This is a genomic window from Lysinibacillus xylanilyticus (genome assembly GCF_001708185.1).
Lineage (GTDB): Bacteria > Bacillota > Bacilli > Bacillales_A > Planococcaceae > Lysinibacillus > Lysinibacillus xylanilyticus_A.
Window position 1 is genome coordinate 146,566 of the sequence record NZ_MDDN01000003.1, and the last position, 14,342, is coordinate 160,907.

The window sequence follows — 14,342 nt, forward strand, 5'->3', positions numbered from 1 at the left end:
GGCATGCCAGATTTTAGAATCGTCGATAAGCTCCAAAAAATAGATGAAGATATTCAAAGAAATCAATTAAAGTATCATGCAAAGCGTGTTCTCGTAAGCAAAGAATTTACCTTCGATGCTGCCCATCATTTACATAATTATGAGGGGAAATGTAAAAACTTGCACGGTCATACGTATCGCGTAGTATTAGGACTGAGTGGATACACAGATGAACGCGGTTTGATGATTGATTTTGGCGATATAAAAAGAATATGGAAAGAAAAAATAGAGATACATTTGGATCACCGTTATCTCAATGAAACGCTTCCACCGATGAATACGACGGCAGAGAACATTGTTGTTTGGATTTACGAAAAGTTGGCTGAGGCCTTGCTTGATGAACAAAAATATAACGGAGCGCGTATAGAGTTTATCAGGCTATATGAAACCCCGACAAGCTATGCAGAAGCGAGACGGGAGTGGATGGAAGTTGAGTAAGATACCGGTTATCGAGATTTTTGGACCGACGATTCAAGGTGAGGGAATGGTAGTTGGCCAAAAGACAATGTTTGTGAGAACTGCGGGCTGTGATTATTCCTGTTCTTGGTGTGATTCATCGTTTACGTGGGATGGCAGTGGAAAGCATCTTATTGTCCAAATGACGGCGGAAGAGATTTGGTCTGAATTGAAACGTCTTGGAGGCAGTGGCTTTTCATTTGTCACGATTTCAGGCGGCAATCCTGCACTCATCCAAAATTTGCAGGAGCTCATTGCCATTTTAAAAGAAAATGATATAAAGATAGGGGTGGAAACACAGGGAAGTAGGTGGCAAAAATGGATGTATGAGATTGATGAGTTGACAATTTCACCAAAGCCACCTAGTTCAGGAATGACCACAGACTATTCGGTGCTCTCTGATATCTTCGAAAAACTTAAAAATCGAAACAGTAATCACCATATATCCCTCAAAATAGTCGTCTTTAATCAAGCGGATTACGATTATGCTAAACAAATTCACCACCGGTATCCAATGATTCCTTTTTATCTACAGGTCGGTAATGATGATCTCACGACGACTGACAATACACGATTAATACTACATTTATTAGATAAATATCATGCGCTGATTGATCAAGTGATTAACGATGAGGAATTAAGAGATGTTAAAGTACTGCCACAGTTGCATGCCCTTGTTTGGGGGAATAAAAGAGGTGTATAGTGCCATTACGGGGTCCCGTCAGAAAAATGCGGATTTACAACGTTAAGGAAAAATGGATTAAAAACGAGAGTATGCTCAACTCTAAATGTTGTGCTGCTCTTGTTTTTAATTGCGATAAATTGTAGCGCGACTAATTCCGGTCATTTCAACAATTTCACTGACGCTATATTGTTCAGATTTATATAATTTGAGTGCCTTTTTCAATTCTCTTTCATTTACTTTAGGACGACCACCTTTTCGACCTCTTGCTCTGGCACTATTTAATCCTTCCTTCGTTCGCTGGACAATTAAATCACGTTCAAACTGACTGAACGCTTGAAAGACAGTCATCATTAATTTCCCTTGTGGCGTGGAAGTATTAAAGTTTTCTTTAATGCTAAGTAGCTTTATCTGTCTTTCTTTAAAATAAGCAACTAATTCAATTAAATCCTTCGTACTTCTACCTAATCGGGAAAAGCTTTCTATGACTACCATATCCCCTGGTCGCAATTTGTCCTTCAAACGATTTAACCCCGGACGTTCTGCTTTCCATCCAGACATTTTCTCTGTTAAAATCTCGTGGCAATATTTTAGTAAGTCCAACTGTTGATTCAATTCTTGCTGTCGTGTACTCACTCGTGCATAGCCATAAATATACGAAGTCACAGTTTTCGCCCTTTCGATATTACAGATATAATATCATAAAGGGTGCTTTATGAAACATAGATTTTGAGCAAAGTTTTGAAACAGCATTTATACAAAATACAGGAAAAAAAGTAGCCTAATAAAAACGTCTCAAAAAAATCGTTTTCGAGATTAGAACATGATATAAAAAAATATTAAATTCTATGCAACTAAATATCCTTTCAAATGCTCTAACGGTTGTAAGGAAAAGAGAGGTGCTGGTAATGGAGAATGACATTTTAGTAAAGAAAGCGCAGAAAGGAGATGGCGAAGCATTTATACAGCTGATTCAGCAATATGAACTTATTTTGTATCGCACAGCAAAACGACTAGGTTTAAAGGATGAGGACATTGCGGATTTATTGCAAGAAACCGTTATGACCGCATTTGAAAAAATCGCAACGTTGAAAAAGGGACAGTATTTTAATACGTGGATATGTCGGATTTTATTGAACAATTCCTACCGCTTTATGAAAAAAAATAAACCTTTAGCTACAATGGATGAAACAGTTCTCAATAATTTATCACATCAAGATTTTTTGTCGTTGGAGCTAGACGATGCACTAAATAGTTTAGATAACAATCACCGGATTGTACTAACGCTTTATTATGTAAACGGCTTTACTACGAAGGAAATTAGTGAATTTCTACATGAATCCGAAGGCACCATAAAATCACGTATTTCAAGGGCCAAAAAAAAATTGAAAAATACGTATTATATGGAAGGAGCTAATTTAATATGAAACGTAATGCGGATGACTTAGTACGCGAGGATATGAACAAGGAGCAAGAATTACCTGCTTCAATTCGTTCTGCTTTTGACCAATCATACGAACAAATTCGTCAGCAATCCAAGAAAAAAGCAAAAAAATCATGGCTAAAACCAGTATCAGCAGCGGTGGCAGCACTTGCATTAAGCTCGGCTGTCTTATTAACCAACGATACAGCATTAGCAAAGTTACAAGCTTTTTTAGGCATTAACGACCCAGGTTTAGAAACAGCTGTTGAAAATGGTGATTTACAATATATTGGGCAAACACAGGAGTCTGAAAATATTACCATTACATTAGCTAATTTTTTTGCAGATGCCTATCGCCTAGGTCTACAGTTAACAATTGAATCAGATCATATTTCGAAGGACAACTTAAACTACTTAAGCTTTGAATACCGTCTTTTTGACGCAGATGGTAAAGAGATCAATGCTCTTGTATCGGATACAAAGGAAATTGCAGGTCCAGGGATTTATAGTGGTGGAGAATTCCAACTTACAGATGTGAAAAATAATATCGCAACACTTGAACTACTTGAGGAGTCAACTACGACAACTGCTCCATCTTTAGAAGGTGCTCAATTGGTTGTTGAAGCCGTGCATTTTTTCAAAAAGGACGGAGGTATTACATCCGTTGATGGCAAGTGGGCATTTGATTTAACATCTGAAAACGTGGTAAAACAAGTGTATGTAGCAGAAAATTCAGTTCCTGGTTTAACATTAGAACAAGCTAGCATAACAAATGGTTCGATGCAAGTGAGTTATAAAATTAATGGTATAAATGAAGATGAAAATGATATTTTTGAAACAGCATTAGTAAATGGAAATGGGGAATCCTTCTATGCAAAAAGCGCAAATGTCGAACGCTTAAATGAAGAACAGCAAACAGTGATTAGCCTTGTTTTCCCTTACAGTGTGTGGAATGAACAGTCATCACTTTCATTAAAAGTGAAGGGGTATGAAGAATTAAAATTAGTAGAGAAAGAGTAAACTGTACGGAGCATTTAAAAGAAATTATTTTACTATAAGTAGTCCACTGTCATTTTTAATGACAGTGGATTTGCTGTTTTTAATATTAATTACAGGGTTGGTGAATCATGAAAACTTTAAGAGGACTCGAGCTACTAACAGAAAATCAACGAAATGAAATGATGGAATTACATACAGATGCATGGATCCTAGGAACGTATTATACTTTTTCAATGCAGGATTTGTAGGTAATTCACAAACGAAGACGTGAAGAAAATCGATTAGGTTTTGCAGTGCAGCTCGCTGTTTTACGTCGAAGCATCTTGCGCCCCTTGTCTTATAAAACGGGGAAATGATGTATTTAATAAATACGTGTTTTGAATTCTTAAGAAAAAATAAAATTATTTTTCCAGCTTTAACAACACTAGAACGAGTTATATGGGAATCACGTGACCGAGCCGAAGAAAATTATTTAACCTGATTCATTACGCTTTGACACCTATTCAAATAGAAAAATAAAACTCCACTTGGCTGGTTAAAAGAACCGATGGGATTCCTCACCCTAGATACCTTTTTAAAAGTAATTGAACGTTTAGAATTTATACGAGAAATGGACTTAGGCAGTATTTCATTACATACTATTCATCGAAACCGATTAACTCAACTTGCTCGACTCGGCACACGCTCAAATTGTATTTTCCTCTCAAATGGAATTATTTTTAAGATAGAAAAAAACAAGATTGGTATAGACTACCACTCTAATTACAAACAAAATACAAAGTTTCTGATTATGATTTCCTTTCATGTCTGAAGATGCAAATCAATCTTCAAATACATGCTGTAAAACCTTCAAATCGAATGGGAAAAGATAATAATTTAAACCAATGATGTTTTCTTTTAAAAAATATAAGGAGGGGGACATTAATTCTACCTGAATAAATGAAAGGGACAATTAATCAATCTAAATAAAATGGACATCTGCTATTTGAATTAGATACTACTTTAATAAGAAGGAGATAATTCCCTTATATCTAATATACTATTTAAGAATAGGAAGTAATTCTAGATGAGGTGTTCGATTGAAGAAAATAAGAACTGAAACAGAAAGATTAGTCATTCGATTTCTTGAAGAGGGAGATTATACTTCTTGGCTTACCCAGTATGAAAATCGTTTACCATCTCAACATAAATACGATGAAGGTAAATTAGATATGAGCATCTGCACGAAAGAATGGTTTCGTGATTTATTTACTAAACATCATCAGATGGCTGAGGATGACAAGGTATATGTATTTGGAGTGTTTAGAAAAGTAGATAATACTCATATTGGCTTTATAGACTTTTCAACAATTATGAGGGAAGAATTTCAATGGACCAGGTTCGGATATACAATTCATAACCACTTTTGGAGAAAAGGTAATGGAAAAGAGGCTGTAAAGGCTGCCTTTGATCTAGCGTTTGAAAAATTAAATTATCATCGAATAGAAGCTCACATAAACCTTGATAATATTGCATCTATAAAGCTAGCAGAAGGTGTTGGAATGGTGTATGAATGCACGAGGAAAGGATTCATATACGAGGATGACAAATGGACTGATCATCTAGTTTACTTTATAAACGCAAAATAAGCTTTTAAGTAGACAAGAACGAAGATATTTTTTGTATAGATTCTCTCAAGAAAATTAAAAAGCAATAGATTTCAATAAAAACCCCTGATTCTTCTGCTTAGTGTAGAAAAATCAGGGGTTTTTATTTACACATTTGATAAGAAACAAAATCTATTTACACAAATAATAAAAAATCCTACCATTTTATCTACTATCCAACCCACATTTGTGTTAACTTATTATTAAATTAAGTTAACACAAATTCAAGGAGAATAGGAGGAAATAACATAAAGTTATTACAAGTTAATTATGTGCAAATTATTTAAGGTGGAGGAATAAAATGATTCGAAAATTTTCTACATATGATCTTGCCCAGATTTCATTGCTAGCTTGTCTTATTATCGTTTCAGGCATGTTTAAAATTCCAACAGGTATACCTGGCTCTGAGTTTCAATTATCAGCACCCATTGCAGTTGCGATTGCAGCCGTGTTTGGATTTAAGCGATATTTTCTAGCGGGCATCATAGCAAGTTTAATTTTATTTTTACTCGGTATACACTCAATCTTAAATGTGGAGATCTCATTAATTTTTCGATTGACTGTAGGTCTACTCATTGTTGTATTTGGGACTTCTATTCCGGTACTTGTTTTGGCAGGCCCAATTGGAACAACGATTGCTAGATTTGGTTTGGCCTTTACGTTAGGGACTCCATTTTTACCATTATTCGTTTTGGCTATACCAGGCATGATAATCACAGCTGTTAGTGTTTATCCAATAACGAAAATGTTACAGACAATTAATAGGAAAGTAGCAGGTAATAATCATGTTAAAAACGTGTTATAGCATACGAATGCGTGCGGCTGAAAGAAGTCCTGAACTAGGGGAAAAGCATATATCTGGTGGTGAACGGATAGGTAGTAAATCTCAGATAGAACCAATTGTAAAACAGTTATTGAACAAAGCAAGTAATCATTCACGTGGAGATGCTGACTTTATTCAAATTACCATTGAAAAAATTGCGCGTGATCAAATACAGTATATACCACCCTTAGAAATAACGACAGTTGAGGCGGCTTCAATTGAAAAGGCCCATAGTGAAGCAAGAAAAATACTAACCTCCTTAGGTGTTTCAGAAGAGGCATTGAATGTTGCTTTTCATCAACTTAGTAGTAATCAAAATCTCCGTGGGGCCATCATCTTAAATAGTAAAACCGGCTTACGGCTTGACGACCGGGGACAACAAGGGGTTCGTGTATCACGAATCGATTGGCAAGATGCTAATGAGGACTTAAATGAGCGTGTCCGTGAAGCGTTGGCTCTGGCGTCGAAAGTGGCAAATTCTCCGTTTACTATTGCAGAATTATGTTGGTCTGATGATCCAGAATATGTGACTGGATATGTAAGTAGTCGTGATATTGGTTATGTCAGAATTACACCGTTAAAAAGGGAAGGCTGCGAGAGTGGAGGGCGTGCTTTTTTTGTGTCAGATGAAATTGACCTAGAATCTTTTATAAACTATTTAGAAAGCGTACCGGTTCTCATCAGGAGGGATTAAAAAATGGATCATTGGTTTCAACAGGAACTACAATTAATAGAAGAGAAAGGATTGACAAGGAAGTTACGTTCGTTTTCAACTGGAAATGAAAGCGAGGTAATCATAAATGGTAAGAAATTTTTGCTTTTTTCATCTAATAACTATTTAGGTCTTGCAACAGATTTTCGATTAATAAAGAAGGCATCTGAAGGTATTAGTAAATACGGTACAGGAGCTGGTGGTTCGAGATTAACAACCGGAAATTTCGTCATTCATGAACAGCTTGAATCTGAAATTGCCGATTTAAAAAAAACGGAAGCTGCCATTGTTTTCAGCAGTGGTTATCTAGCAAACATTGGTGTGATTTCGAGTGTGATGAAGGCAGGGGATATGATATTTTCTGATGCGTGGAATCATGCGAGTATTATAGATGGTTGTCGACTTAGTCAAGCAAAAACAATTGTTTATGAACATGCGGATATGGTGGATTTAGAGTATAAATTAAGGCAATCACATGGAGATGGAAAGAAGTTAATTGTGACGGATGGCGTCTTTAGTATGGATGGTGATATTGCTCCACTTCCCGAAATCGTTGCGCTAGCAAAGAAATACAATGCTTACATAATGATTGATGATGCGCATGCGACAGGTGTCTTAGGAAATGACGGTCGTGGTACGGCTGATTATTTTGGACTGAAAGATGCGATAGATTTTACAGTAGGCACGTTGAGTAAAGCGATTGGTGCAGAAGGTGGTTTTGTGTCGACGTCGTCAATTGCAAGGAACTATTTACTCAATAGCGCCAGATCATTTATTTTCCAAACAGGTTTATCTCCAAGTGCGATTGAAGCAGCGCGAGAAGGAATTTCCATTATTCAAAATGAGCCCGAACGAAGGGAACAATTGCTGAATAATGCTAAATATTTACGTTTGAAATTGCAGGAATCGGGTTTTGTAGTTAAGGAAGGGGAAACGCCCATTATATCTCTTCTTATTGGTGATTCCCATGAAGCTATTCAATTTTCTGAGAAACTTATGGATGAAGGTGTCTTTATTCCAGCAATTCGACCACCAACTGTGCCAAAAGGGTCAAGCCGGTTGCGGATTACAGTGATGGCCACACATACAAAGGAGCAGCTCAATACAGTCATAGATAAAATCAAAAAAATAGGAAAAGAAATGGGTATTGTATAATCCTTATATAATAAAGAATGTCAACTCTTTTGAAAGATTATTATAGTTATTTTACCTTTTTAATAGAACTTAATAATATTAAAAAGATGTTTAATCGCTAAATTGCTGTTGGACAATTGTAAAATTGAAGATTAAAATCTGAAACAATAGATCTTAATAAACCCCTGATTCTTCTGCTTAACATAGAAAAATCAGGGGTTTAATTTATACCATTGTATGTTTTACTACAAATGATTCACTGCTTTGACGCTCACTTTAACTGTTAAATCATGTTTTCCACCTGAATAAACACCTTCAACCGGACTAATATCGGAATAATCACGGCCAATGCACAAAATAATGTGATTTTCTAATACTTCCACATTATTAGTTGGATCTAAGCCAATCCAGCCGATTCCTGGTATCATGACTTCTACCCAAGCGTGGGTTGCAATATCACCGACCAAAGCAGAGTTTTCATCAACATATAAATAACCACTAACATAGCGAGCTGGAATTCCTTTTGCTCTTAATACCGCAAGCATGACATGGGTGAAATCCTGACAAACACCTCGCTTAAGGGCGAAGGCTTGACTTGCAGTTGTCGTAACATCAGTCGCACCAGGATCATATTCAAATGTCGAGTATAAATATTGCATTAAATTCAGCGAAAATAACACGGGATTTTCTGCATGACCAATCGCATGATAAACTTCCTCTAACTGATTTTCTGTCATATACGTAAAATGTGTAGACTTTAAATAGGGCAAATAATGTTCATAAAACAGCTGAGAATGAAAAATTGTTTGCATCTCATGTGAATATTGAATGCGATGAATAAAGGGTGCACGTTGAATGCTGACAATAGAGGTCGTTTGAATTTCTAGCTCTTGATGCTGCTCAGGTATATAAAAAGTGCCAACCGTATTGCCCCAAATATCTGTATGCTCACGCGTTAAAGATGAAGGTGTAATGGCAATTCGATAGGATAATAAGCGCTGACGCTCATCGCCTCTTGGTTTCAAGCGGATAGTATTTAAGCTTTGATCGACTTCAGACTCATATTGAAAAATATTAGTATGTTGAATTTCAAATTTCATGGTGTCCGCTTCCTTTTGATTACTGACTTGCTTGTTGAAAGGGAGCTGTGGGTGATTCCTTTCAAGGTTGTACGCTGGGTTCATATAAATGATAAATTGTTGCAAATGTATTTCCAAAATCAATACATTGACACAATCTTTCCTCCATTAACAGAATCGTTTCCTCTAAGGTAATATTCCATAAGTCCACATTCATCATGGCAAATAATAAATTCTTTAATGGGGTATGAAGCTCTATATATCTTGCTGAAATAGGATCATTTTCTAAACAACTTAACGATTCCTCTAATTTTTGTAAGCAAAACATCACTGAACGTGGGAAGTGCTTATCCTGTAATAAATATTGAATGACACAAAGTAAATTTGTTTGGCGATGCTTCCGCAAATAAGACTCCGTCGCCTCCGATAAATCAAGTAAAAACGTTCCGTCCACTTCAAATAAGGAGATAGCTACCTCCTTATGTTGCTCCAGTATAATTAAAGCCATACGAATCGTCTTTTCAGCTCGTTCTAACCATTTCCCAACGTGCATGAAATAATAAGGTAAATCTCGATCCATCGAGCCTTCGATAAGCCCAGTAACCGTTAATGAAGTCTTTCGAACATTTTGCAAAAAAGAATTCAGAACGATAAGTGGAATAGGTCTTTCGCGTCCGATTATTTCTTGCTGTAAAGATAAATAAAAGGCATTTTGCAATTCCCAAAGCTCAATCGGGATGCTATCTCGGGTTACCCGCGCATTTTCCCTAACCGCACGTAAAGTAGCATGAAGGGCGTTACAGTTTTTATCAGAAAATAGAAGATATTCGATCAGTAGATTAACTCGAATGGATTCATAAAAAGTCAAATACTCTTCCTTCGAGGCACAAATATCTAACACCGCTTCCCAATGGTCGATGTATTCATTTTCTTTACCTGATTGCTCCAACATATTCAACAGCTGTACTTGTAATATATGTGCATTCGTTTGTGTTCGTTCACTATATCTTGCCATCCAATACAGTGCATCGGCTACTCGACTTAGCATACTGTAATTCCTCCTTTAATATCCATGTATCTTTTGCTCCTCCGCCCTGTGACGAATTCACGACTAAAGACCCTTCTTTCAGTGCCACACGGGATAACCCACCAGGGAGTACATAAATATCATCACCCTTCATGACATATACACGCAAATCGACATGGCAAGGGTAGAATTTCCCATCCTGAAAAGCAGGTGCTCTAGACAAGTTAATCGTCGGTTGTGCAATATATTGAAACGGGTTTTCTATAATTTTTTCTTTAAATTTAGTAATTTCTTCATCACTCGCATGCGGACCAATTAGCATATCATAGCCACCAGAGGCACTAACATTTTTTATGACAAGCTCTCTCATATGTTCAAGTACCCAAGCTCGCTGCTTGTCATCATCTAAATGATAGGTCTTCACATTTCGTAAAATAGGTTCCTCATTTAAATAGTAGCGAATCATATCTGGCACATAGGCATACATCGCTTTATCATCGGCCACACCGTTACCAACAGCATTTAAAATAGCAATATTTCCAGCTTTATAAGCATCCATGATATGAGGGACTCCAAGTAAAGAATCCTTTCGAAAAACAACAGGATCTAAGAAATCATCATCAATTCGACGATAAATAATATCGATTTGTTCTAGGCCATAAATTGTCTTCCTATACACCTTATTATCTTGAACGACTAAATCATGCCCTTCTACAAGCTGAATATTGAGTTGCTGAGCTAGGAAAACATGATCATAATAAGCTGAATTATACATGCCCGCTGTTAATAGAACAGCCTTAGGTTCTACACCTGGCTTCATACAAGCTGGTCGATGAGCAAGTAGTGCCTTTTTCATAAAGGCCATTTGTTTGTCGAGTGACTGAATGGAATGCTTAGAGAAAAACTCAGGATAGACTTCCTTCATGACATATCGATTTTGAAAAACATAGGAGATACCTGAAGGATTTCGTAAATTATCCTCTAACACGTAGTAAATACCGTTTTCATCACGAATCAAATCAATGCCTGCTAAAAAAATATGATTATCGATTGGTACTTTTACACCAAGCATTTCTTTATAGTAGTATGGATTGTTTTCAATAAGCCTTTTCGGAATAAGCCCATCCTCAAAAATGGACTGTTCATGATAGACATCATGCAAAAAGCAATTTAAGGCTTTGACACGTTGCTTCATACCAGCTTCAATTACTTCCCACTGTTCATGTGGAATAATAATAGGGATAAAATCAAAGGGCATTGTCCGTTCTGTACCACCTTGTGCTCCATATACGGTAAATGTAATGCCTTGTCTAAGGAAGCTTGATTGTGCTTGTTGGTATTTTTCATCTAACTGTTCCTTTGGAAAAGCATTAAGCTTATGATGGAAAGACCGATAATGAGGCTTCGGTTGATTGCCATCAAACATTTCATCAAAAAACATACCAGATTCATAGAACTTCATCATATGGATCGCCCTCCGAATTTAAGTAGTAGAGAAAACGTGTTACACTAAATAAGAATCAATTTCGCCTTGGCGTAATTGTTGCTGTCGCTTCGCTTTCGCACAGATAAACAATTGTTGCTGTCGCTTCGCTTTCGCACAGATAAACAATTGTTGCTGTCGCTTCGCTTTCGCACAGATAAACAATGCGTTCAGATTTTGAATTGTGTGTGCACAATACAAAATCCGTAATATCCGCCGGAGGCTTTATCTTCATTCAGTTGGTGTTAGAGCACTAATTGAAAAGGAACCACAACTGCATTCATTCTCCACTTTTAGAGGAATGAAGATAAATACATAAAAGGAGCTAGAAAAAATGACAATCATTAATTTAATGCAAGCTTATGAGCTAGACAAGCTTTCAAAATTAGGTTTAACTGATGAGGAGATTGTAGGCACATTGCATACAGGGGAAGTATCAGTCTGGCAAGAAAAAGTACCAAACTATGAATTTTCCGAAACAATGGCACTTTTTAAAGAAGGGGAACAATTGTTCTTAGATGCTCTGCATGGTAACTATCGTATCAAATATGTAACTTTGCCAGGCATTCAGCGTTTGCTGCATCTTCGTTTTTCATTAGAAGAAGATAAGGATTATCATTTATTAGAAACAGGAATCCAACATTTAACTTGTAATGAGGAAACTATCGTGAAGCTTCAACATATGCTATCAACAAACTGGTCTCTAGCAAAACAAGTAGATGGGACGTATAGTGTTTTTGTTAAGTAATTCACTTCCACACAGAAAACATTGCATTCGGAATCAACAAAACCAGATAATTCCATGCGCATTGTGAGATAAATCGACACATATAGTTACCCAGCTTTTCTTTTTTCGAATCGTCTCACAGCATTTTAGTACACTAGATTTAAATATTCATTTTCGTTGCACTTTATGCATGAAAAAGTAGATCTTTCAAAAAATCTTTCAAAAAGGTGATTTTCTTTATAAAGAGAATCATCTTTTTTTACGCACAATTAAACAAACATACGTTCCGTTTTGCGAAAAAAAGGCACTTTTTTCACCATAAAGTTCCCAAATTTATATTTGGGAACGTTTTTTCGTGGTAAAATAGAGAAAATAGAGGTGATTTTATGGAAAAGACAAAGCTCCCTAAAATAATGAGGGACTTCCTTGTCTATTTAACGACGATTAAAGGGAAGTCTCCGCGCACAAGAAAAGAATACGAATATGATTTGACATTATTCTTCCGTTTCTACATAGCAATCCAGAATGATCTGGATATAACAGATATAACGAAAATAGATATTTCTACTATTACAATAGAAGAAATCCGAGAGATTACACTGGAGGATCTTTATTTATTTATGGAGTATTGCGAAGTACAGCGCGGAAATTCTGCATCCGCGAGAGCACGTAAGGTGGCAACGTTAAAATCATTTTTTAAATACCTTAAAGGGAAACGCCGGCTTCTTGAGGAAAATCCCGCTGATGAATTAGAAACACCAAAGATTGGACGAAAAAGACCTATTTATATGAATCTTGAAGAAGCCACTCAATTTATTGATGGCATCCAGCCAAATAGCGCATCTCCAAGAAATTATTGTATGATGATGTTTTTCTTAAATTTAGGGATTCGTGTAACCGAGCTATGTCAGCTACATAGGTCATCTATACAAGGGCGCTACTTAACTGTTGTTGGTAAAGGGAATAAGGAACGGACCGTATACTTGAATGATAGCTGTATGCAGGCACTTGAAGACTATGAAAATAGTGGAAAGGCATCGTATAAAGGTGAGGGAGAAGAGCCACTTTTCGTCTCACAAAAGGGCACACGCTTTACACGTCAAACCGTTGCTAAAATCGTTAAACGAATCAATCAGCAATCCGGGCTACAAAAAGAACGACTGACACCACATAAGTTACGTCATACATCCGCAACGATGATGTATAAATCAGGGGCAGATATTCGAAGTCTTCAGCATATACTTGGCCATTCAAGTGTTGCGACGACACAAATCTACACACATATTGAAGATGAAGAACTGCAACATGTACTCGAAAATAATCCGTTCAATATTGTGCGAGAATGATAATTTTCGAAACTAATCTCCAAAATTTTAAAGGAAATCAAAGTAATCGAAGAGAATACTTTACATTGTATAGATTTTATACTGAACTAATAACTTTTGGTGAGGGGAGTAGTTTATGAATCCATTAATAAATGATCATCTGCGTGAAACGAGAAATACTTTAGTGAAGGAAATTGAGTTATTAAGTGATCGTCAATTGAATGATAAGCCTGATTTAAAAAGTTGGAGTATCGCCCAAATTTGCCATCACCTAGCCTTAGTGGAAGAGTCTTCAGTAAAGGCGATTACATGGGGATTAACACAAGTAGAGAGTAAGCAAACGGAGCGCAAAAATGTTCAGCTTATCGTAGATCGAACAAAGAAAATAACAGCTCCAAAAATTGTTGAACCTGCTGAAGACTTCTTTACAGTTCAACAAATCATTGAGATGCTGAACGATTCGAGAATAAAATTAACAACTTTCCTTGATACAATTGAAGATAAATCCATCTTAGCCGAAAAATCCGTGAATCATCCTGCACTTGGTGAACTACCTCTTGATCAATGGGTTGAACAAATTTATTTACATGAGCAACGACATATCGTGCAAATATTAGAAATCAAAATGTGTTTAGAGGTTGAGCATTAATGAATTCACAGGAGACGGAATACAAGCAATATAAGCCGGTTCGTTAAAGAAATGATACTAGCAAGCAAAAATTCAATCGTAATAGAACTTGTCTGGAATATGTTGATGTTTTTTTCAAAAATGGAGTAATAGATGGTG

16 protein-coding genes and 1 pseudogene are annotated in these 14,342 nt (G+C 36.4%); 12 read left to right on the top strand and 5 right to left on the bottom strand.

Annotation, left to right across the window (positions count from 1 at the left end):
- Nucleotides 1-3: 3 nt before the first annotated feature.
- Entirely contained in the window at nucleotides 4-477 is a 474-nt protein-coding gene (gene queD / locus BFJ97_RS08535; protein ID WP_068984221.1) for a 6-carboxytetrahydropterin synthase QueD, read from the top strand.
- The gene (queE, locus tag BFJ97_RS08540) at nucleotides 470-1,198 is read left to right on the top strand and encodes a 7-carboxy-7-deazaguanine synthase QueE (protein ID WP_068984222.1); all 729 of its coding nucleotides are present in this window, start codon (nucleotides 470-472) and stop codon (nucleotides 1,196-1,198) included. Before queD ends, queE begins: the two co-directional genes overlap by 8 nt.
- 105 nt (nucleotides 1,199-1,303) lie before the next feature.
- Here queE and BFJ97_RS08545 read toward each other — a convergent pair whose 3' ends face one another.
- On the bottom strand, nucleotides 1,304-1,843 hold the full coding sequence (locus BFJ97_RS08545; protein ID WP_068984223.1) for a recombinase family protein: 540 nt from the start codon (nucleotides 1,841-1,843) through the stop codon (nucleotides 1,304-1,306).
- A 242-nt stretch (nucleotides 1,844-2,085) separates the two neighbouring features.
- Here BFJ97_RS08545 and BFJ97_RS08550 point away from each other — a divergent pair, with 242 nt between their 5' ends.
- From BFJ97_RS08550 to bioF, 7 genes and pseudogenes are all read left to right on the top strand, one after another.
- Nucleotides 2,086-2,604, top strand: coding sequence for an RNA polymerase sigma factor (locus tag BFJ97_RS08550; protein WP_068984224.1), 519 nt, complete (start codon nucleotides 2,086-2,088; stop codon nucleotides 2,602-2,604).
- A complete protein-coding gene (locus BFJ97_RS08555) occupies nucleotides 2,601-3,620 on the top strand; it encodes a DUF4179 domain-containing protein (RefSeq protein ID WP_068984225.1) in 1,020 nt (339 codons plus the stop codon). The genes BFJ97_RS08550 and BFJ97_RS08555 overlap by 4 nt, the downstream gene beginning before the upstream one ends.
- Before the next feature lie 107 nt (nucleotides 3,621-3,727).
- Nucleotides 3,728-4,284 (top strand): annotated as a pseudogene (locus tag BFJ97_RS25795) (DUF4158 domain-containing protein); the annotation flags it as partial.
- Nucleotides 4,285-4,678: 394 nt separating this feature from the next.
- Nucleotides 4,679-5,227, top strand: a complete 549-nt coding sequence (locus BFJ97_RS08560; protein WP_068984226.1) for a GNAT family N-acetyltransferase — start codon at nucleotides 4,679-4,681, stop codon at nucleotides 5,225-5,227.
- 319 nt (nucleotides 5,228-5,546) lie between these two features.
- A complete protein-coding gene (locus tag BFJ97_RS08565; protein WP_068984227.1) occupies nucleotides 5,547-6,050 on the top strand; it encodes a hypothetical protein in 504 nt (167 codons plus the stop codon).
- A complete protein-coding gene (bioW, locus tag BFJ97_RS08570; RefSeq protein ID WP_068984228.1) occupies nucleotides 6,031-6,762 on the top strand; it encodes a 6-carboxyhexanoate--CoA ligase in 732 nt (243 codons plus the stop codon). The genes BFJ97_RS08565 and bioW overlap by 20 nt, the downstream gene beginning before the upstream one ends.
- 3 nt (nucleotides 6,763-6,765) lie before the next feature.
- Nucleotides 6,766-7,935: an 8-amino-7-oxononanoate synthase gene (gene bioF / locus BFJ97_RS08575; protein ID WP_068984229.1), complete on the top strand. Its 1,170-nt coding sequence runs from the start codon at nucleotides 6,766-6,768 to the stop codon at nucleotides 7,933-7,935.
- A 224-nt stretch (nucleotides 7,936-8,159) separates the two neighbouring features.
- Here bioF and BFJ97_RS08580 read toward each other — a convergent pair whose 3' ends face one another.
- The 4 genes from BFJ97_RS08580 to BFJ97_RS24635 all read right to left on the bottom strand — a co-directional run bounded on the left by BFJ97_RS08580 (nucleotide 8,160) and on the right by BFJ97_RS24635 (nucleotide 11,699).
- Nucleotides 8,160-9,014 carry a transglutaminase family protein gene (locus BFJ97_RS08580; RefSeq protein ID WP_068984230.1) on the bottom strand — a complete coding sequence of 285 codons (855 nt, stop codon included), beginning with the start codon at nucleotides 9,012-9,014 and terminating at the stop codon, nucleotides 8,160-8,162.
- 61 nt (nucleotides 9,015-9,075) lie between these two features.
- On the bottom strand, nucleotides 9,076-10,041 hold the full coding sequence (locus BFJ97_RS08585; protein WP_083226965.1) for an alpha-E domain-containing protein: 966 nt from the start codon (nucleotides 10,039-10,041) through the stop codon (nucleotides 9,076-9,078).
- Complete coding sequence (locus BFJ97_RS08590) at nucleotides 9,995-11,485, bottom strand: circularly permuted type 2 ATP-grasp protein (RefSeq protein WP_068984231.1); 1,491 nt, start codon at nucleotides 11,483-11,485, stop codon at nucleotides 9,995-9,997. The genes BFJ97_RS08585 and BFJ97_RS08590 overlap by 47 nt, the downstream gene beginning before the upstream one ends.
- Before the next feature lie 55 nt (nucleotides 11,486-11,540).
- Nucleotides 11,541-11,699: a hypothetical protein gene (locus BFJ97_RS24635; protein WP_175401719.1), complete on the bottom strand. Its 159-nt coding sequence runs from the start codon at nucleotides 11,697-11,699 to the stop codon at nucleotides 11,541-11,543.
- A 138-nt stretch (nucleotides 11,700-11,837) separates the two neighbouring features.
- On the opposite strand from BFJ97_RS24635, the gene BFJ97_RS08595 reads away from it, so the two are divergent.
- The 3 genes from BFJ97_RS08595 (at nucleotide 11,838) to BFJ97_RS08605 (ending at nucleotide 14,204) form a co-directional block, all read left to right on the top strand.
- On the top strand, nucleotides 11,838-12,251 hold the full coding sequence (locus BFJ97_RS08595; protein ID WP_068984232.1) for a hypothetical protein: 414 nt from the start codon (nucleotides 11,838-11,840) through the stop codon (nucleotides 12,249-12,251).
- A gap of 365 nt (nucleotides 12,252-12,616) precedes the next feature.
- Entirely contained in the window at nucleotides 12,617-13,576 is a 960-nt protein-coding gene (locus BFJ97_RS08600; protein ID WP_068984233.1) for a tyrosine recombinase XerC, read from the top strand.
- Nucleotides 13,577-13,691: 115 nt separating this feature from the next.
- On the top strand, nucleotides 13,692-14,204 hold the full coding sequence (locus BFJ97_RS08605) for a DinB family protein (RefSeq protein ID WP_068984234.1): 513 nt from the start codon (nucleotides 13,692-13,694) through the stop codon (nucleotides 14,202-14,204).
- The last annotated feature ends 138 nt before the right edge of the window (nucleotides 14,205-14,342 follow it).

Excerpts from the sequence above, each read along its gene's own strand:
- queD (WP_068984221.1), top strand. The coding sequence starts at position 4 with ATGCCAGATTTTAGAATCGTCGATAAGCTCCAAAAAATAGATGAAGAT.
- BFJ97_RS08550 (WP_068984224.1), top strand. The coding sequence starts at position 2,086 with ATGGAGAATGACATTTTAGTAAAGAAAGCGCAGAAAGGAGATGGCGAA.
- BFJ97_RS08555 (WP_068984225.1), top strand. The coding sequence starts at position 2,601 with ATGAAACGTAATGCGGATGACTTAGTACGCGAGGATATGAACAAGGAG.
- BFJ97_RS08565 (WP_068984227.1), top strand. The coding sequence starts at position 5,547 with ATGATTCGAAAATTTTCTACATATGATCTTGCCCAGATTTCATTGCTA.
- bioW (WP_068984228.1), top strand. The coding sequence starts at position 6,031 with ATGTTAAAAACGTGTTATAGCATACGAATGCGTGCGGCTGAAAGAAGT.
- bioF (WP_068984229.1), top strand. The coding sequence starts at position 6,766 with ATGGATCATTGGTTTCAACAGGAACTACAATTAATAGAAGAGAAAGGA.
- BFJ97_RS08580 (WP_068984230.1), bottom strand. The coding sequence starts at position 9,014 with ATGAAATTTGAAATTCAACATACTAATATTTTTCAATATGAGTCTGAA.
- BFJ97_RS08585 (WP_083226965.1), bottom strand. The coding sequence starts at position 10,041 with ATGCTAAGTCGAGTAGCCGATGCACTGTATTGGATGGCAAGATATAGT.
- BFJ97_RS08590 (WP_068984231.1), bottom strand. The coding sequence starts at position 11,485 with ATGATGAAGTTCTATGAATCTGGTATGTTTTTTGATGAAATGTTTGAT.
- BFJ97_RS08595 (WP_068984232.1), top strand. The coding sequence starts at position 11,838 with ATGACAATCATTAATTTAATGCAAGCTTATGAGCTAGACAAGCTTTCA.
- BFJ97_RS08600 (WP_068984233.1), top strand. The coding sequence starts at position 12,617 with ATGGAAAAGACAAAGCTCCCTAAAATAATGAGGGACTTCCTTGTCTAT.
- BFJ97_RS08605 (WP_068984234.1), top strand. The coding sequence starts at position 13,692 with ATGAATCCATTAATAAATGATCATCTGCGTGAAACGAGAAATACTTTA.